The following is an 18,500-nucleotide window of genomic DNA, read 5'->3' on the forward strand; positions in this document are numbered from 1 at the left end:
TTGTTCTATGGGAGACGCGTGTGATGCGTCTCTACAAAAAAAATCAGATTTAAATAGCAACATGAAACCGCCTGTCACCATCGAAATACCAAAACTTTTAAGCAAAGAACCTTATAAAAAAGTCACCATCAGCGAAGATGGCATCACTATCGATATGGCACCAAACGGCATTCCTGTTATTATACCCGTAGATGATCTGGTAGCTTTCAGGTACGGTTTCAAATGGATCAGCGGTCGTGCTTTTACCATCGGCAGGCATTTTATGATCGAGTTTAAAACAACGCATCAAAAAAATATCATTATAAAATTCAGCAGTTATTATGGCTTACGCAAAAAAGCGTATGGTAAAAACTGGGCCGACCTCGTAAACAGCGTTTGGAGCCATCATTTTCTAAAGCGATATACCGAATACTATAACAGGTTTAAAGAAGGCCAAAGCTTTGAGCTTTGCGGAATGATTTTTAACGAAGATAGCATTGCATGGGACAAAACTTCCCTAAATATCAGGGACGTTGGCATCAGCAATTACCGCCACTACTTTATGGTATACAACAAGCTGAACAAAACCCAGCAAAAAGGCTATACTTTTATGCAGGATTGGAACGCACTGGTATTAAAATACCTGCTAAAAACCATAACAGAAGAACACCTGATTGACACCCCGGACACTACTTCAGATACTCATCCATAAAATAAAACACCCTCTTCCTGATCTCTTCCGCATCAAACATTACCCCGTAGTGCGGCGCATTGGGAACAATGATCAACTCATTTTTAACACCGGCAAGTTTTAAATAAGAGTTCAGCAAAACCGATTGGGTATAATTGACAGATTCGTCCTTTTCGCCCTGGACAATTAAAAATGGCGGATCATTTTTATCAACATAAGTAACCGGGCTGGCAAAATTAGCCAGATCGGGCCTTTCAACAGCATAAGCGCCGAGCAATGAACTCACAGGGCTTTTAGGATCATTAACATCCGCACCTTTTAACGATAGGAAATTTGACGGCCCATAAAAATCGAGCGCGAGCTTTATTTTAAAATGAGGTTTATTTCCTTCGGGATAAAACTGTTTGATGTTGTTATTATTGGATAAAGCCAGCAAGGAAGCGAGGTGTCCTCCTGCCGAAAAACCTATCAGTCCAAACTTATCTTTATTAAGTTTATACTTCGAAGCGTTTTGATACAGAAACTCGATAGCCTGGTTACAATCCTGAATTTGTGCAGGGAATGGTGCAGTAGTGCTCCAGCGGTAATCGATAGAAGCAACAGCATAACCGTTATCAATAAAACCCTGAACCGTTTTTTGCATATAGCCCATATCGGCATACTTATCATTCAGCATCCATGCCCCGCCATGGATCCAGATGATTACCGGGTAACTATCCTTTACAACCGGTGGCAGATAAATATCCAATAGGTGTTTTTTGAGGGTATCGCCGGCGTAATTAATATCGCCATACAATATTGTACCCTTAGGGAAAAATGGTTGTTTTGGGGTTGATGTTTGCGCTAAAGCGGATATGGATAAAAAGCTGAACAGGGCGATCAGCACGCTGTGGGTTATCTTTTTCATAATTGGTTGGTTGCCTAAAGATAAGATATATCCCTAATCAAATACCAATAGAAAAATATAATACCCAGGCTATAAATAGTACTTGCAGCGGGATGCGAAACCACAGATAGCCTCTGCCGCTGCCATTGTAGGTGGCCTTTTCAAAATCGACATGTTTAATGGCGGCGTTGATATTAGCGGGTAGCATAATCACAAACATCAGCAGCAAAATAATACCGGCCACATGCCTTGTGGCATTAATTACGAGTAAAGGCCCAAGCACTATCTCCATTATGCCGGTTAAGTAAACCAGCGGGCCTTTAAACGGAATAAACGAGGGCATCATCATCACCATGCCTTTGGTAAACATAAAATGCCCTAATGATGCGAACCAAAGCATCAGCATCATGGCCACGTTACCGGCGAGGATAAAGTTCCAATCGCCCATAAAAAAGCGGGATAAAACCGATGTGAGGATAAAACTTATGAGGAGAACGAGCAGGACTTTCATAAGGATTTATTTGGTTAAAGGGTTATGCTTTTATCAACTGCTCGGTTTCTATCTTCTTCTGCAACTCCAGAATAGCGCCAATCAATGCTTCGGGCCGCGGCGGGCAGCCCTGCACGTACACATCAACCGGTATCACCCTGTCAACACCTTTTACTACATGGTAACCGTGCTGCCAGTATGGGCCGCCACAGTTGGAGCAAGAGCCCATCGAGATCACATATTTAGGATCGGGCATTTGCTCGTACAAACGTTTAATACGCTCGGCCATTTTAAAGGTAACGGTACCGGCAATAATGATCACATCGGCCTGGCGGGCTGAAGGGCGCGGGAATACGCCAAAACGGTCAAGATCATAAGTAGAAGCCATCGAACCCATCATTTCGATAGCACAGCAGGCTATCCCAAAACTTAAAGGCCAAAGTGATGACAAACGTGCCCAGTTAAGCAGATCGTTCATTTTGGTTATTACTACGCCACCGTTTTCGCTGGTTATATCGTTATTCATTTGCGGGCTTTTTAAAGGCGGGTTTAAACATGGGTTTGCGTTGTTCAGTTGCGGTAGCAGTGGTAGTGGTAGTAGCAGTTGCAGTGGCAGTTACAGTTGTTTCTGTACTGAAGGGCTTTACTGCGTAAGCGCTTTGCTCCTGGTTTAGCTGCTCATATATAGAAACCGGGATGATTACGTCGGTTTGCGGTAATACGGGGTTAGGTTTGATCCAGTCCAGGTCGCCTTTTTTCCAAACGTAGATCAGGCCCAATATCAGGATGCCTAAAAATACAAACATCTCGGTAAGTGAAAGCCATCCCCAGCGGGCATCCTGCGCGGCAATTTCGTGACTGCCAAACACCGTTGCCCAGGGAAAAATGAATACCATCTCTACATCAAACAGTAAAAAAACCAGCGCTATAACATAAAAACGAGGGTTAAAAGGCAGCCAGGCATTGCCGGTTGGCTCTTCGCCGCATTCGTACGAGCTTAGTTTTTCGGGATTAGGATTATTGGGAGCCAAAAGCCTGTTGATAAAAAATATCACGCACACCATTATTATCCCGGTAATAATAAAGATGAGTATCTTTCCAAATTCTGATATTTGCGAAACATCCGTCATGAGTACAAATTTAGTAAAACAAACAGATTTCGACGCTATAATAATTGGCGGAGGCGCATGCGGCCTCATGTGCGCCGTACAGGCGGGCTTTTTAGGCAAACGGGTATTGGTACTTGAAAAAAACGACCGTGTGGGTGCCAAGATCCTCATCAGCGGCGGCGGGCGTTGTAACTACACCAACCTGTACGCAACAGATCAGCAGTTTATATCGCAAAACCCGCATTTCTGTAAATCGGCCTTTTCGCAATGGACGGTTGATGATACCATCAGTTTTTTTGAAACTTACGGCATCAGCGGAAAAGAAAAAACGTTGGGCCAGCTTTTCCCGGAGAGTGACAAAGCCAAAGATGTGGTAGAAGTTTTCACCAACCTTTGCGATGACCTTGGCCAGGAAATTTGGCTCAATGCCGAAGTTAAAGCAGTTGAAAAAACGGACGATGGTTTTACTGTTCGTGCCGAAGTGAATGGCAAACAGGAATATATAAGTGCACCAAGTGTGGTGATGGCCGCCGGTGGTTTACCCATCCCAAAAATGGGCGCTACAGATTTCGGATTGCGCACCGCCCGTAACTTCGGCCTGCAGATTATTGATACCGCCCCTGCCCTGGTACCGCTTACCATTACCGGTAAAGATCAGCCATGGTACGAGCAGTTATCCGGCAACAGTATTTTTTGCCGTGTTTGGAATGATAGAGCCAGTTTTGAAGAAAACATCCTGTTTACCCACTGGGGCCTGAGCGGACCGGCCATTCTTCAGATCTCATCCTACTGGAAACCCGGCGAGTTTATTTATATCGATCTGCTCCCTAACCAAAACATTGCCGAACTGATACAACAGGAACGCGAAGCTAACGGAAAACGAATGCTGCTGGCCTTTATAGCAAGCCTTTACACCCGCAAATTCGCCGAAGCTTTAAGCGATAAGCTGCCGGTTGAAAAAAACATGGCCTCATTAACCAAAACCGATATTGAAGAGATCAGCGCGCTGATCCACGAGTTTAAAGTAAAACCGGCCGGCGATAAGGGTTATGATAAGGCCGAAGTGATGCGCGGTGGGGTTGCTACCGATGAGTTATCGTCAAAAACATTGGAAGCTAAAAAAGTTCCCGGGTTGTTTTTTGGCGGCGAATGCGTGGATGTGACCGGCTGGCTGGGTGGATATAACTTTCAGTGGGCCTGGGCAAGCGGTTTTGTGATAGCGCAGAATCTATGACCGTTGATTTGTTTGATTAGGTTGATTTCGCTGATAGGATTTCACCGATTATTTGATGATTTCACCGATTTTCCTTTGCACTCAGCCACTTAAAGCAGACGCTCGGTTCCTGCCGAGTGTCGACTATCTTCAGGCCTCCGGCCTGCGAGCGTTTAATTACCGCTCCACAATCTTATAATTCTTATACTCGCTTACCCTCCATCCTGTCAAATCTTCAACTTTTTGAAGCAGCTTCCTCCTGAAACTCATGCCATCTTTAAATTTCTTCGGATCAAAATCGATGTTCCAGTTGGTAGCCGCGATGCGTTTTTGCATGGGCTGCGGGTGGGTACCGGTAAAGCGGATCAGCCTGTCGGCATTGCTGTAATCAAATTCGTAGGTTTCGGGCAGATGTTGTTCCATCCAGTCCTGGTCGTGATAAAACTGGTTGAAGTTGCGCACCTTGTTGCTTAGGCCTTTGGGTGGTTTTGCCCAGCCATAGTGGTAAATATAAGCATCGATCAGTTTAACATTAATCTTACGATCATTCAGCCTGAAACCCTGGGCATCGCGGTAGGAATGGATGCCTTTGATATTTTTCAGCAAGCGGATCTCGCGGCGATACCAGCGCCTCGAATGGCCGTAATAATCGTACGAACCATAAAAGTGCAGGTATTTAAACAACAGCCCTTCAATATTGGGTTTGTTCAAAGCCTCCTGCATTTCCTTTTTTATCAGCGGATGGTATTTTTCGTGCACCATCTCATCACCCTGGATATAAAAACACCAGTCGGCATCGGGCGATATGGCCGCGAAAGCTTTATCGGTTTCTACCGCGAAAACACGGCCGCCATCCCGTAATGACTCATCCCAAACCGAATCAATGATTTTGATAATGGGCGAATTGATGCCTTCAATTAATCCGCGGGTACCGTCGTCGGAGTTGCCTACAACCACAATAAACTCGTCGCAAAGCGGCAGTATGGATGTGATGGCCTCAACAATGGGGTAATCGTTACGTACAGCGTTCCTGATAAAGGTAAAACCGGATACTTTCATAGATGGTGTTTGGTGGTATTACTATTGACGAAACGCATTTTAATTCCCTCCCTCGGGAGGGGGTGCGGCAGGCTGTGAAATGGCGGGAAGGGGTTTATACGCTATGCTTAACAAATAAGCCTATCGAAGAAACCCCTCCCTACACCCTCCCAGGGGAGGGAATCGCTCAGGCCGCCGCTTTTAACGGTCTTCATCAACGTCGCAAAGATAGTAAGTTAAACTAAAAAGCCCCCGAATAGTCATCCGGAGGCTTTAGTAATATTAAGGACTTGATTATTGCCCCTGTGCCAGGGTATAACCAATTTTACCATCAAAATTCATCAGGAACTCTACCGAGCAAACTTTTACTTTAGCCGACAGGTCGGCAGCTATATGCAGCAGTTCTTTCTGGCTCACCTCGCGGCCGTCTTTTTTCTCAAAACGTACCCGGTATTCGTTCACCAGTTCGGTATAGATAGATCCGGTTGGCCAAACCTGGGTGCCCCGATTGGAGATCATCACGAGGTTAAAGTTATCGGTAAGGGCGACTTTGGCCAAATCGGCAAGCTCGGCAGGTTGCAGGTCGCTTCGCACAAATACGTCAACGCCTATCATTTCTTCTTTTACGCCGGTGGTTAAAGTAAGCTTGTTTTTGCTTGGTTTAAATACTTCGCCTTTTTCATCAAAGCCCTGGGTTGCAATAGCAGCGCCATTGGCGGGCAGTTTACCCAGGTTGGCAATAATGGCATCTGCAAACTCTTTGGTATTTGACGATGGGATAGCTTTATCACCAAAATCGCCGGTGTGCACGCCTTGCTCTAAAGTATACAATAAAGCGTTCTCAATTTTAGCGGCATTAGCCGAATCGCCAAGGAAACGGAGCATTGAAATACCCGATAACAACAAAGCGGTTGGGTTAGCAATACCTTTACCGGCAATATCAGGAGCGGTACCATGTACAGCCTCGAAAATGGAAATATTATCGCCAATATTAGCCGATGGAGCAAAACCTAAACCACCAACTAAACCGGCACACAAATCAGATACAATATCGCCCTGCAGGTTTGTTAACACGATAGATTGAAAAGTTTCGGGGCGTGATACCAGTTTCATGCACAAATCATCAACAATAATATCAGATGCCTGGATCTCCGGAAAATCTTTCGCTACTTCATAAAACACCTCTAAAAACATACCATCAGTAAGTTTCATGATATTGGCTTTATGGCCGCAAGCCAGTTTGGTATAACCTTTACGGCGCGCCATCTCAAAAGCATAACGGATTACCTGCTCCGAACCGGGGCGGGTAATGATCCTGCGACCAACAGCAACATCATAAGTCAACAGGTGCTCAATGCCGCCATAAGTATCTTCAATATTTTCGCGGATGATGGTTAAATTGATAGGGATACCGGCTTTTGAAAACACGGTATCAACACCGTTCAGTGTACGGAAATCGCGTTGGTTGGCGTAAGTGTTCCATACTTTGCGGGCGGTTACATTTATGCTTTTTACACCCTTGCCTTTTGGCGTTTCCATCGGGCCTTTAAACAGGATACCTAATTTTTCGATGGTATCTTTGGCAAGCACCGTCATACCGGTTGAGTGGCCCGCATCAAAATAAGATTTACCCATTTCAACAAACTCATACTCAAGCTGTACGTTGCAAGCTTCAAAAATATTCAAAACGGCGCTCATTATCTCCGGCCCAATGCCATCGCCGTTTGCTACTGCTATTTTAGTTTTCATAAAAAAGATGTTAAAAATGTAAAAAACGGGGCAAAGGTACGGCTTTTTGAATTTGGTGCGGGCGATGCACCATCAATTTGTGACATTACGATTAGCGCATTTAGCCGATTGATGCGTTAATTTGCATATTTAAAAGCCGGAAAAAGCCGGTTATACTTATCAAACAAAATCACTATATGAAGGCACTCGCCAGGCAACTTTTTAAAACATTCCTTTTTTCGGTAATCATATCCATCGTGGCAAGTTGCGCCTATTACGCCTTACAAAACAAAGGGGTTGATCAGGATTTGAAAAGCATTCTGCCATCACTAAGCGAAAGTGTGGCTTTTTTAAATATTATCATTTTTGTAATGAGCCTGCCTACGCTGTTTTTAGCTAATCCGGCATATTACAATAACTTATCTATCCGATTAGTGCTTTATTATGCAGGATCGATAGTGTTCCTGATCACAGCTTTCAGGCTGGAGAATTTAAGCCCGGATAACAAGGCGCTTTATTTTATTACTGCCGTAACTTTTATTGTTGTGCATAGCGTATTTTATTACCTCATGACAAAAAAGCGGGTGTTGAAACGCTGATGTTTGCGCATTTTATAGGCTTTTTAAAAGATTTAGGCTAAACTTGCATCTTCAAAAAATATGAAAGCATTTTACGGAGACTTAAAACTGGGTATTTTAGGCGGCGGCCAATTGGGCCGCATGCTGATACAGCAAGCAATAAACTACAACGTTACTGTTAAAATACTCGATCCCGACCGCGAAGCCCCATGCCGTAAGCTGTGCGATGAGTTTAACGTAGGTTCATTAGGCGATTACGAAACCGTTTACAACTTCGGCAAAACTGTCGACCTGTTAACCATCGAAATAGAAAAGGTTAACGTAGATGCGCTTGAGCAACTGGAAAAAGAAGGCGTGCTGGTATACCCGCAATCGCGCGTTATCCGCCTGATACAGGATAAAGGCTTGCAGAAACAGTTTTTTAAAGAAAACGACATCCCTACCGCCGATTTCCAGATCATCACATCGCCACAACAATTACAACAAAGCTTAATCCCTTTCCCATACATCCAAAAGCTGCGTAAAGATGGCTATGATGGCAAAGGCGTTTACAAAGTAATTGACGAAAGCTACCTGGCCGGAGCTTTTAAAGAGCCAAGCCTGATAGAACAATGGATTGATTTTGAAAAGGAAATTGCCGTAATAGTAGCCCGTAACGAAAACGGCGAAATCAGCACCTTCCCGATGGTTGAGATGGAGTTTAACCCCAAAGCCAACCTTGTTGAGTTTTTGATAGCACCATCAACCCTACCCTTCGCCGTACAGCAAAAAGCCGAGCAGATAGCCAAGAAAATAGCTGATAGCCTGAAAATAGTTGGCTTATTGGCTGTTGAAATGTTTTTGGATAAACAAGGTAGAATTTTAGTTAATGAATTGGCCCCACGCCCGCATAACAGCGGTCACCAAACCATTGAAGGTAACGTGGTATCGCAATTTGAGCAGCATTTAAGGGCGATATTTAACCAGCCTTTAGGCGATACCGCCAGCCTGAACAATGCCATTATGGTGAATGTTTTGGGAGAGGCCGGTTATGAAGGTCCGGCTGTTTACCAGGGCATAGAGAAAGTACTGAAGGTGCCAGGCGTATATATTCATCTTTACGGTAAAGCTTTGACTAAGCCGTTCAGAAAAATGGGCCATGTAACTATTGTTGATGCTGATCGGGAAAAAGCCATCGAAAAAGCAAAGTTTGTCCAGAAAACACTAAAAGTAATAAGCTAAGAAGTTCATGGTTCATAGATCATAGTTCATAGTAGAAAATGGCTTTTAGATTCGAAGACCTCCAGGTTTGGCAGAAGGCCATGGATTTGGATGAATACATAAATCAGTTGACAAAAACCTTTCCAAAGGAAGAAATTTATATTTTAACGTCGCAAATAAAACGTGCTGCCGATTCTGTTGTTCTTAATATAGCTGAAGGTTCAACAGGCCAAAGTAAAGCAGTTTTTAAAGTCTTTTTAGGATATTCCCTAAGATCTGCAATTGAAGTTGTGAGTTGTCTTTTTATTGCGAAAAGACGAAATTATATCACTGAAGAAAAATTTAAGGAATTATACACCGATTATGAAGTATTGGTAAAAATGATCACCGCGCTAAAAAACTCTATTTAGCCCATTCTACCATGAACCATGAACCATGATCTATGAACCATGAACCAATTATGAGTACAAAAGTCGCCATTATAATGGGCAGCAAATCCGATTTGAATGTAATGCAGGATGCTGCCGATGTTTTAGCCGAATTAGGCGTTGAGTATGAAATAACCGTAGTATCGGCCCACCGCACACCCGATAGAATGTTCAGCTACGCCCGCGCAGCTGCCGATCGTGGTATTAAAGTGATCATTGCCGGTGCCGGCGGTGCAGCGCATTTACCGGGCATGGTGGCATCATTAACTCATTTGCCGGTTATTGGTGTACCTGTAAAATCAAGCAATTCTATCGATGGCTGGGATTCTATCCTGTCTATCTTACAAATGCCAAACGGCATTCCGGTAGCAACAGTAGCATTAAACGCTGCAAAAAACGCAGGCATCCTTGCAGCGCAGATCCTGTCAACCGCCGATGATTACCTGGTAAAAAACCTTATCGACTTTAAAGAAACCCTTAAAAAGAAGGTTGAAGAATCGGCAAGGGAAATGGAAGGTGAATAGAGATTAGAGGTTGGAGGTTGGAGATTAGAGATTAGTTGTCTGATGGAAAAAACCCGTAAACAAATAAGGTCGCGGATAAATGGCGACCTTATTTGTTTAGTAATATGCTGCCTAATCTCTAATCTCCAACCTCTAATCTCTCTAATTAAGCGCCGGATTTTCCGGAAAATTAGCAATGTGGGCATAACGCTGGCCCAGGTTAACCACTACGTGTTTCCAAAGTTCCTGCTCATCGAGGGTAAAAAGGCTTTCTACATCAAATTTATTGGCTACTATCCAGCTGTCTTCTTTTATTTCTTCGTCAAGCTGTTGCGGTGTCCAGCCGGAGTAACCTGCAAAAAACTTGATCTCGTTGGGGCCTAACTGGTAGTTGGATACCAGTTGTTTTACCTGTTCAAAATCGCCTCCCCAGTATAGACCATCGGCTATTTCAATGCCATCGTCAATTTTATCGGGAGCGCAGTGGATAAAGTGCAGGGTGTTTTTGGCTACGGGGCCGCCTTCATAAACCGCTATCTCCGAATAAGAAACATCGGGCAGTACATCGCCTAATAAATATTCGCTTTGGTGGTTCAGGATAAAACCCATGGCACCATCTTCAGAGTATTCTGTTAAAATAATTACCGATCTTTTAAAATTCGGGTCCATCATAAAAGGCTCCGAAATAAGTAAATGGCCTGCCGCGGCCGATATAGGACTAAGCATAAAGTTTAGCTGTTTAAATACACAACAAGCATAGTAAAAATATGTTCAATTACATATAATGATTTACATCATTATATACGGTTTAATTAATTTGTAAGTTTGCAACATAATGAATCAGCAGGAACTACAAAATTTAAGGCAGGATTACAGCGCCTCTACCCTGTCGGAAAAAACCACCAAAGCCGACCCGATGAAACAGTTTGACCAATGGTTTAACGAAGCATTAGAGGCAAAATTGCACGAACCTAATGCCATGACGCTCGCAACAGCCACGGTAACCGGCAAACCATCGGCCCGTATTGTGTTGTTGAAAGGCTTTAATACAGATGGTTTTATGTTTTTCACCAACTACCTAAGCCGCAAGGGTAAGGAGATAGCTAAAAACCCACAAGGGGCTTTAACCTTTTTTTGGTCGGGTTTGGAACGCCAGGTGCGGATTGAAGGGACTATTGAGAAAGTAAGCAAGGAAGAATCTGAAAGATATTTTCATTCGCGCCCAAAAGGCAGCCAGGTTGGAGCCGTAGTATCGCCGCAAAGCCAGGAAATTGATGGCCGCGAAGAGCTTGAGCAAAAATGGAACGAGTTGGAAGCTGAATATGCCGATAAAGAAGTGCCCAAACCATCGTATTGGGGTGGCTACATCTTAAAACCGCAGCTGATAGAGTTTTGGCAGGGCCGCCCCAGCCGCATGCACGATCGTATCCTGTATAAAAAAACTGATAAAAAAAGCTGGAAAAAAGTACGCCTTGCACCATGAGTTTTGAAGATATTAAAAACCTGCTTATTAAAAAATTTGGCGACGGTGTAGTTGTTGGCGAAGAAACCAACGGTTTACAACCGGCTTTACTTATCAATCCGGATGATATTGCTGCTGTTTGCCTTGAATTACGGAACAACCCCAAAACCTATTTCGATTTTTTGTCGAGCCTTACCGGCGTGCATTATAATGATGAAGCTAACCGTTATAGTGTGGTTTATCACCTGGCCTCTATGCCCTACAAAACACAGCTTACTTTAAAAATAAGCAAGCCGCACGATAAGGAAAGCAACACGCTCCCCGAGTTTTTAAGCATAAACGAGGTTTACCGTACTGCCGACTGGCACGAACGTGAAACTTACGACCTGCTTGGAATTTATTTTGTAGGGCACCCCGATTTGCGTAGGATTTTATTACCGGATGATTGGGAAGGTTTCCCGTTGAGGAAGGATTATCAGAATGCGGAGTATTATAAGGGCATCAAGATAGATTAAGGTATTGAGATATTTTAAGTAAAGGCGGAAACATGCGCCTTTTTTATTTGAACAAGCCCGGATCATGGCGTCTTCGCTTCGCACCTACCTATGGCATGTTAAAAAACGTTGTCATGCTGAGGAACGAAGCATCTTCTACAATTTACATAGCGGCTATACAGGGCGAAGAAGATCCTTCGTTCCTCAGGATGACAAGGGGGCGTAATATTTCCTTCAGATGCCGTAGCTCATACCGGTTCACGATGAAAATTCATTCATCCCATCCCAGCATGAAATTTCCATGAATATTAAATTCCGGCCTTAACTATTTGATCTCCATACCGTATAATTCTCCATAGTTTAATTAAATCTTTTTAGTAAGATTGTATAACCCAAACTTATAAACTATGGATATCATCAGGAGAGATAACATCACTTACGAGGAATTTATTGAAGAGCATTATAAACCCGGCATCCCGCTGGTATTTACCAAGGCTGCCAGGGTTTGGAAAGCAAACGGGCTCTTCACTCCCGATTGGTTCCGCGAAAATTATCCCGACCGAAAAACAGATGTTCGTGGTACTACTTACACTATGAAACAGGTTATGGATATGGTTGAGGCCAGCACCGAAGATAAGCCGGCTCCCTATCCTATGATATTCGATATCCCCTCAACCATACCTGAATTGATGCCGCTTTTAGATCCGCTGGATTTAAACTATGCATCTCCCAACTGGCTGCGCAACAAAATGTTTAACATTGGTAAATGGGGTGGCGCTATTGAGATGTTTGTTGGCGGCCCCGGTGGCAGGTTCCCATACATGCATATTGATTATTATCACCTTAATGCCTGGATTACCCAGCTTTACGGCGAAAAACGTTTCACTGTATTCCCCCGCGGACAGGAAGAAATGTTATACCCCCGCCCGGATGACCCCTGGCGCTCTGAATTGAATATTTTTGAACCTGATTACGAAAAGTATCCTAAATATAAAGATGCCACCCCTATCCATTTTGTGGTAGGCCCCGGCGAAACTTTGTTTATTCCGTTCGGTACCTGGCATTCGGCCTATTCATTAACACCAACCATCTCGGTAGCTTTTGATACGCTGAACAACAAAAACCATAAAGAATTTATGAAGGATGTTTGGACCTTTAAAAGCCGCGACAGCAAGGCCAAAGCCATTGCCATGTATAGTTATGCATGGGTAGCAACCCAACTAAGCAAAATGACTGATAAGTCGACCGTTAAATAATTACCCGGCTTTGATCGATTTAGGGCCTCGGAAGCCTGATAATTGAAAAAAAAAACTGATTTTTGATACCCGGCGTATTTATACTATACACCGGGTATTATTTTTTAACCGGAGAGCAAAAATTGGTTATCACGAACGCTAAATACGAAGAAGCCCTAAGCAGGTACAACAAAAAAATAGCCGAAGCCAGTGTTGAGGATATGGTACTTAACATGGGCCCTCAGCACCCCTCAACCCATGGTGTATTACGACTGGAGCTGATTACCGATGGCGAAATAGTTAAAGAAGTTATACCCCACATAGGTTACCTGCACCGTTGTTTCGAAAAACACGCCGAATCATTAACCTATCAGCAAACCATCCCTTTTACCGACAGGCTTGATTACCTGGCCTCCATGAACAACAGCCATGCCTTTGTAATGGGCGTTGAGCGGATGATGGGTATCGATAAAGAAATTCCCAAACGGGTTGAATACATACGGGTGCTGGTTTGCGAACTTAACCGCATCGCATCGCACCTGATTGCTATCGGTACTTACGGCATCGATATTGGTGCCTTTACCCCTTTCCTGTGGTGCTTTCGCGACAGGGAGCATATTATGGGGATGCTGGAATGGGCATCCGGCTCGCGCATGCTATACAACTATATTTGGGTAGGCGGCTTGTTTTACGATTTGCCGGTTGGCTTTGAAGAGCGTTGCCGCGAATTTGTTGATTATTTTAAGCCCAAAATGGTTGAGCTTAATCAACTGCTCACCGATAACCAGGTATTTATATCGCGTACGGCCAATGTTGGCGTATTGCCGCTTGATGTTGCTATAAACTACGGCTGCTCCGGCCCAATGCTAAGGGCATCCGGCTTAAAATGGGATTTGCGCCGTATCGACAACTACTCGGCCTATCCTGAAATTGATTTCGAAGTCCCGGTTGGTAAAGGCCTGATGGGCCGGGTTGGCGACTGCTGGGACCGTTATAAAGTGCGTGTTGACGAAATTGAGCAATCATTACGTATAGTTGAGCAATGCCTTGATCGCCTGCAAAAAGAACTAAAACGCACGCCCGATTTTGATCCCCGGGCCAAAATGCCCCGCAAAACCATCCCTAAAGCACAGGATTACTACGTTCGCTGCGAAGGAGCGAAAGGCGAACTGGGTTTTTATTTTATGGCCGATGGCAAATCAGAAATCCCAACCCGCGTAAAATCCCGCGGACCAAGTTTCAACAATCTCTCCGTACTTCCGGAATTAGCCAAAGGCGTTTTAATTGCCGATTTGATTGCAATTGTGGGCTCGATTGATTTTGTTTTGGGGGAGGTGGATAGGTAGAAACCTGCAGTATCCTCGTCTCGTCATTGCGAGGTACGAAGCAATCCCCAACTGTACAGGGCGGACTTGCTTAGCCCCTCTGCCTCTTGGGGATTGCTTCGTACCTCGCAATGACGTAGCGGAGAAAATCATCATTCAACAAAAAAGGGAAACACTTCTCAGCGTCTCCCCTCTCACTTAATTATTAATTTTTATTGGAACTTGGGCAAATTGATTACTGGTTATACACTTTAACCATAAACACGTAGTTTTTTAGCTTTTTAAGTTGTTGCTTCCTGTTTAAACCTGCAAGCGTATTTTTATTATTCAGATTAAGTGTTTTTGACAATGAATCTGTAGGGATATTCTGAATGGTTTTTAACAGGTATGCCGATTTTTTTGCGAAAGCGGCACCTGCCATTTGTGTTTGCCGCGCGGTAAGGATACCTATAACATTACCTTTTTCATCAAGCAAGGGCCCGCCGCTGTTGCCGGGGTTCACGGGGATAGATACCATGTATTCGGTAGTATCGCCCGAGTAATTGGCCGTTGATGTTAAAGCGCCGTATCCATATACTACATTATCGCCGGGATAACCCGATGTGTAAACATTTTCGCCTAAATCGCTCTCTGCTTTTTTAACGTTGTAAGGCACAGGCCCGAGATTTCTGAATGTCGAATCATTGATCTGCAATATAGCCAGATCGTACTGAGGTTCGGTATAAATTACTTTGGCATGGAAGGACTCGCCCGCCGCATTCTGCACATAAACCGAATCGGCATTTTTAATTACATGGTAATCTGTAACCAGGTAACCGTTTGATGTTAAAGCAAAACCTGTACCCCTGAAATTAGCAGGAGGTGTTTTTAAAACTTTGGGCTTTACAGATTGAGGATGGCCGCCCGCCCCGATATGTCCAACTTCGGTTTTTAGCGAATTGATCTGGCCTTTCAGTTCTTCATACTTCGATTTATCGCTACTCAGCTTGCCGGTAACAATCAACACACTTAACACGGCAAATATCAATACCGAAGCAGCCACCGAAATTTTTGAATGATGGTTGCGCCACATCCTCACTATCCACACCGGGTGGATGATCAGCTCTTCTTTCAGCGCGTGCACATCAATCTCGTCATGAATTGCGTTAAGGCGCTTTTCAAGCTCCAGGCGTTCGCCGTATTGCTTCATTAAAGCTATAAACTGAACGTGCTCAACAAATTTGCTTTCGATAGCCGCGTCGTTTTTGCGAAGCAGCTCAAATTGGGTACGCTCATCGGCAGTCATGCTGCCGTCAAGGTACCGCTCAATAAACTGGGTAATCTGGTTGTCACTCATCTCTTGATCCTTTACTTTTGCTGAAAAAATAATTTCTTCAGCCTTTGCAGGCATTTATACTTCTGGGTTTTGGCATTATCCGCATTGGTATAGCCAAAACGTTCACAAATCTCCTGCATCGATCTGTTTTTGATATAAAAATCTTCCATAATGGTTTTACAGGGTTCGCCTAATAACTGGAGTGCACTCTCCATTTTGCCAAACTGTATATCCCTGTCACTATGGTCATCAACTGCTTCTTCAACGGGCAGATGCTCTTCAAAATCCCTGATATCGCCTCCGTACCTGTTCATCTGGCTTAAGCGTTTAAGCCAAAGCCTGCGGCAAACGGAGTATATATAGGTTTTAAGCTTACTGTTAAGCTCAAAATCGCCCGATTTAATTTTATTGTAAAGAACTATAATGGCTTCCTGGTAAATATCCTTGGCATCGTCTTCATCGCCATTATTATTAATGATCAACTGCAATATCATAGGGAAGTAAGTTGTGTACAACCTTTTTAATACAACTTCCGAGTTATTCAGTATCCCAAGTACTATCTCGCTATCTGTTGGTGCCGAAGCTTTTAAGTCTTTATTCACTCTTAATACTATTTAGGCGAAATTGTAACCCATCAATCTCAAAAAAAATCAAATAAATGCCATCTGATAACATACAGATGACATTTACGGTTCAGGTTTAAAGCCACATTCCGTTGCGGCAAATTTACACTTAATACCGCCCAATTGGATAAGGTAACCCTTCATTTAAACGAAAAACCGTGATATTTAACTATATTTTTTTTGCGGGTTACCTTTTTTTAAAAGCAGGTATTAAGCTACAAAAACCAAAAAAAATTAACTTTTTAAATTTAGCAAAATGAAAAACTCACTCAAATTAAGCCTTTTGGCTTTAACAATCGCCGCCTCTTTCACCGCCTGCGATCCCCCAAAAGGAACAGATTCATCTAAAGCTCCGATTGACACTGCAAAAAACGCTGTTGATACAGCCAAAGGTTCAGACACAACCAAAGCGCCTGCCGACACTGTAAAAAAAGATTCAGTAAAATAATAATTGCTGAGGTTAAAGGAAATGACTTTTGTAGAGCCAAATGAGTAGCTAAGAAATTCCCGCACGAATGTTTGCGAATTATCTAATTACACGGATTTTATTTGATCAGAAATTTAAAATTCGTGTAATTCGAATAATTGCGGACTGGTTGAAAATCAATTCGTGTAAAAATTTCTAAGTACCTTTTTTCCGGATTGCTACATTATTTTAGAAGCTATTTCCTTGCTGTTTTAAAAAAACTGGTGGTTTAATAAAGTTTTTATTTCTTTTGCATCATTTTTTTGCCTGATTATCAACAAAAAAGACGGTCTGTAATTTTTTTTGAAATTAATTTAAAAATTATGGGTTACCTTTTTCTGTTTACGGTATTAAGGTGTAAACTATTAAATCACTTATTAAAAAATTTAAAAAATGAAAAACTTCAAATTAGGCTTTTTAGCTTTAGCTATCGCTGCTTCTTTCGCTGCTTGTAAAGGTTCATCTTCAGCTTCTTCTGCTGATTCAACTAAAGCTGATTCAGCTAAAATGACTGCCGATTCAGCTAAAATGACTGCTGATTCGTCTAAAATGACTGCTGATTCAGCTAAAATGACTGCTGATTCAACTAAAAAAGACTCAACTAAAAAATAATTTCCGTTTAACGGATAAACTTTTAGAAAAAAACTCCTGGCCTTGCCGGGAGTTTTTTTTTTGCGCAGTGCCTTGCAAACAATTTGCTTCACTATTGCTTAATGCAAAAAAGCAATTCACAATGAAATATTCCGAATGGAAAACGCTCGACGCCGATGAGCAAAAAAACACCAATTGGCATCGCCGCCCTCCTGTACGCATAGCCAGCATTTTTACAACCTTGTTTATCACAGCCTTAATTGTTGTAACGCTTGGTATCAGTAAAAACAGCACGGTTCATATTAACCGTAAGCCTACTAAAACTGAGGCTTATGCTATGGCCAAAGTATTTATTAAAGACAAACTTAAACAACCCGAAAAAGCCGTATTTGCCAGTAGTGCTACAGCATTGTTTATTGATACGGCAACAAGTATTTATTACATATCCTCATCGGTTAAAATTGAAAACAACGGTGGCAGGATGGAACGCTCGGTGTGGGAAGTTAAAATGAAGTATACCGATGGCGACTGGGCCGAGAGAAACAGTTGGCAACCTGTTGCAGTTACCATTACATCCCGGCCATAAAAAAAGAGGGATAATCTGCAGATCATCCCTCTTAGCTAATTTGTTTTGAATCACTATTTAGTGAACACTATCGCGTAACGCTTTAATTTCGTCATGAGCATCGAGCAATTCACTCTCCTGTCGGCTGATGGTTTCACGAAGGTAAGCCGGCAGATGTTCGTCTTCCAGGGCTGTGCGGTAGGCTTTCAGTATGGCATCTTCACCAAATTCGCACTCTTCCAATACATTATGGGTATCATGCCCGGTAAAGGCCGCTTTCAAATCAAGCCATAACCTGTGCAGCTTGCCGCCGGTAGTGGTATCTGTTTCAATATCCTTTCCAAAAGCGCTAACCTCGGTACCCAGCGCCAGTTTATAACCCTGGCTTTGTCCAATTAGTCTTGTAAAAAGCGATTTCAGATCAGCATCACCATCACCCAAATCCTTCGAAGCGCGTTGATAGCCTTCAATCCTGTCGTTGTTGATCTGTATCAGATCATTTAAAATTTGCACTGTTGCTTGTGTATTTTCCATGGTTAGATGTTTTATATAATTACCAACCCGTCTTAACCCAAATTGTT

23 protein-coding genes are annotated in these 18,500 nt (G+C 43.1%); 11 read left to right on the plus strand and 12 right to left on the minus strand.

What is annotated here, in order from left to right; all coding sequences use genetic code 11:
- Window positions 1–61 precede the first annotated feature (61 nt).
- Window positions 62–691, plus strand: a complete 630-nt coding sequence (locus HYN43_RS12410; protein ID WP_119409647.1) for a hypothetical protein — start codon at window positions 62–64, stop codon at window positions 689–691.
- Here the strand turns inward: HYN43_RS12410 and HYN43_RS12415 are convergent.
- Genes HYN43_RS12415 through HYN43_RS12430 form a run of 4 tightly spaced genes read right to left on the minus strand, consistent with a single transcriptional unit; the run spans window position 669 to window position 3,176 of the window.
- Entirely contained in the window at window positions 669–1,577 is a 909-nt protein-coding gene (locus HYN43_RS12415) for an alpha/beta hydrolase (RefSeq protein WP_119409648.1), read from the minus strand. The genes HYN43_RS12410 and HYN43_RS12415 overlap by 23 nt on opposite strands.
- 37 nt (window positions 1,578–1,614) lie before the next feature.
- A complete protein-coding gene (locus HYN43_RS12420; protein WP_119409649.1) occupies window positions 1,615–2,067 on the minus strand; it encodes a DoxX family protein in 453 nt (150 codons plus the stop codon).
- Window positions 2,068–2,089: 22 nt separating this feature from the next.
- The gene (locus tag HYN43_RS12425) at window positions 2,090–2,572 is read right to left on the minus strand and encodes an NADH-quinone oxidoreductase subunit B (RefSeq protein ID WP_119409650.1); all 483 of its coding nucleotides are present in this window, start codon (window positions 2,570–2,572) and stop codon (window positions 2,090–2,092) included.
- Entirely contained in the window at window positions 2,565–3,176 is a 612-nt protein-coding gene (locus HYN43_RS12430; RefSeq protein WP_119409651.1) for an NADH-quinone oxidoreductase subunit A, read from the minus strand. The genes HYN43_RS12425 and HYN43_RS12430 overlap by 8 nt, the downstream gene beginning before the upstream one ends.
- Here HYN43_RS12430 and HYN43_RS12435 point away from each other — a divergent pair.
- The gene (locus tag HYN43_RS12435; protein ID WP_119409652.1) at window positions 3,175–4,389 is read left to right on the plus strand and encodes a BaiN/RdsA family NAD(P)/FAD-dependent oxidoreductase; all 1,215 of its coding nucleotides are present in this window, start codon (window positions 3,175–3,177) and stop codon (window positions 4,387–4,389) included. The genes HYN43_RS12430 and HYN43_RS12435 overlap by 2 nt on opposite strands.
- Window positions 4,390–4,545: 156 nt before the next feature.
- Here the strand turns inward: HYN43_RS12435 and HYN43_RS12440 are convergent, their stop codons facing one another.
- A complete protein-coding gene (locus tag HYN43_RS12440; protein ID WP_119409653.1) occupies window positions 4,546–5,427 on the minus strand; it encodes a glycosyltransferase family protein in 882 nt (293 codons plus the stop codon).
- A 273-nt stretch (window positions 5,428–5,700) separates the two neighbouring features.
- Window positions 5,701–7,155 carry an NADP-dependent isocitrate dehydrogenase gene (locus HYN43_RS12450; protein ID WP_119409655.1) on the minus strand — a complete coding sequence of 485 codons (1,455 nt, stop codon included), beginning with the start codon at window positions 7,153–7,155 and terminating at the stop codon, window positions 5,701–5,703.
- A gap of 176 nt (window positions 7,156–7,331) precedes the next feature.
- On the opposite strand from HYN43_RS12450, the gene HYN43_RS12455 reads away from it, so the two are divergent.
- Genes HYN43_RS12455 through purE form a run of 4 tightly spaced genes read left to right on the plus strand, consistent with a single transcriptional unit; the run spans window position 7,332 to window position 9,864 of the window.
- The gene (locus HYN43_RS12455) at window positions 7,332–7,733 is read left to right on the plus strand and encodes a hypothetical protein (protein WP_119409656.1); all 402 of its coding nucleotides are present in this window, start codon (window positions 7,332–7,334) and stop codon (window positions 7,731–7,733) included.
- A 60-nt stretch (window positions 7,734–7,793) separates the two neighbouring features.
- Complete coding sequence (locus HYN43_RS12460) at window positions 7,794–8,933, plus strand: 5-(carboxyamino)imidazole ribonucleotide synthase (RefSeq protein WP_119409657.1); 1,140 nt, start codon at window positions 7,794–7,796, stop codon at window positions 8,931–8,933.
- Window positions 8,934–8,971: 38 nt separating this feature from the next.
- A complete protein-coding gene (locus tag HYN43_RS12465; protein WP_119409658.1) occupies window positions 8,972–9,322 on the plus strand; it encodes a four helix bundle protein in 351 nt (116 codons plus the stop codon).
- A 50-nt stretch (window positions 9,323–9,372) separates the two neighbouring features.
- A complete protein-coding gene (gene purE, locus HYN43_RS12470) occupies window positions 9,373–9,864 on the plus strand; it encodes a 5-(carboxyamino)imidazole ribonucleotide mutase (RefSeq protein ID WP_119411223.1) in 492 nt (163 codons plus the stop codon).
- A 141-nt stretch (window positions 9,865–10,005) separates the two neighbouring features.
- Here purE and HYN43_RS12475 read toward each other — a convergent pair whose 3' ends face one another.
- The gene (locus tag HYN43_RS12475; RefSeq protein ID WP_119409659.1) at window positions 10,006–10,569 is read right to left on the minus strand and encodes a YqgE/AlgH family protein; all 564 of its coding nucleotides are present in this window, start codon (window positions 10,567–10,569) and stop codon (window positions 10,006–10,008) included.
- Window positions 10,570–10,678: 109 nt separating this feature from the next.
- Between HYN43_RS12475 and pdxH the strand changes: the two genes are divergently transcribed.
- The 4 genes from pdxH to HYN43_RS12495 all read left to right on the plus strand — a co-directional run bounded on the left by pdxH (window position 10,679) and on the right by HYN43_RS12495 (window position 14,380).
- Window positions 10,679–11,326 (plus strand): pyridoxamine 5'-phosphate oxidase, encoded by a 648-nt coding sequence (gene pdxH, locus HYN43_RS12480; protein WP_119409660.1) that lies wholly within the window; start codon window positions 10,679–10,681, stop codon window positions 11,324–11,326.
- Window positions 11,323–11,820: an NADH-quinone oxidoreductase subunit C gene (locus tag HYN43_RS12485; RefSeq protein WP_119409661.1), complete on the plus strand. Its 498-nt coding sequence runs from the start codon at window positions 11,323–11,325 to the stop codon at window positions 11,818–11,820. Before pdxH ends, HYN43_RS12485 begins: the two co-directional genes overlap by 4 nt.
- Before the next feature lie 386 nt (window positions 11,821–12,206).
- Entirely contained in the window at window positions 12,207–13,055 is an 849-nt protein-coding gene (locus HYN43_RS12490) for a cupin-like domain-containing protein (protein ID WP_119409662.1), read from the plus strand.
- A 200-nt stretch (window positions 13,056–13,255) separates the two neighbouring features.
- The gene (locus HYN43_RS12495) at window positions 13,256–14,380 is read left to right on the plus strand and encodes an NADH-quinone oxidoreductase subunit D (RefSeq protein WP_245447279.1); all 1,125 of its coding nucleotides are present in this window, start codon (window positions 13,256–13,258) and stop codon (window positions 14,378–14,380) included.
- Window positions 14,381–14,594: 214 nt separating this feature from the next.
- Here the strand turns inward: HYN43_RS12495 and HYN43_RS12500 are convergent, their stop codons facing one another.
- The 4 genes from HYN43_RS12500 to HYN43_RS30305 form a co-directional block, all read right to left on the minus strand.
- On the minus strand, window positions 14,595–15,695 hold the full coding sequence (locus tag HYN43_RS12500; RefSeq protein ID WP_119411225.1) for a S1C family serine protease: 1,101 nt from the start codon (window positions 15,693–15,695) through the stop codon (window positions 14,595–14,597).
- A gap of 11 nt (window positions 15,696–15,706) precedes the next feature.
- The gene (locus HYN43_RS12505; RefSeq protein ID WP_119409663.1) at window positions 15,707–16,276 is read right to left on the minus strand and encodes an RNA polymerase sigma factor; all 570 of its coding nucleotides are present in this window, start codon (window positions 16,274–16,276) and stop codon (window positions 15,707–15,709) included.
- Between the two features lie 255 nt (window positions 16,277–16,531).
- A complete protein-coding gene (locus tag HYN43_RS30300) occupies window positions 16,532–16,810 on the minus strand; it encodes a hypothetical protein (protein ID WP_162996437.1) in 279 nt (92 codons plus the stop codon).
- 339 nt (window positions 16,811–17,149) lie between these two features.
- A complete protein-coding gene (locus HYN43_RS30305; RefSeq protein ID WP_162996438.1) occupies window positions 17,150–17,467 on the minus strand; it encodes a hypothetical protein in 318 nt (105 codons plus the stop codon).
- Between the two features lie 29 nt (window positions 17,468–17,496).
- On the opposite strand from HYN43_RS30305, the gene HYN43_RS12520 reads away from it, so the two are divergent.
- On the plus strand, window positions 17,497–17,940 hold the full coding sequence (locus tag HYN43_RS12520) for a hypothetical protein (protein WP_119409666.1): 444 nt from the start codon (window positions 17,497–17,499) through the stop codon (window positions 17,938–17,940).
- 57 nt (window positions 17,941–17,997) lie between these two features.
- Here HYN43_RS12520 and HYN43_RS12525 read toward each other — a convergent pair whose 3' ends face one another.
- A complete protein-coding gene (locus HYN43_RS12525; RefSeq protein WP_119409667.1) occupies window positions 17,998–18,453 on the minus strand; it encodes a PA2169 family four-helix-bundle protein in 456 nt (151 codons plus the stop codon).
- Window positions 18,454–18,500: the final 47 nt, after the last annotated feature.

It is taken from the genome of Mucilaginibacter celer (assembly GCF_003576455.2).
GTDB classification, from domain to species: Bacteria; Bacteroidota; Bacteroidia; order Sphingobacteriales; family Sphingobacteriaceae; genus Mucilaginibacter; species Mucilaginibacter celer.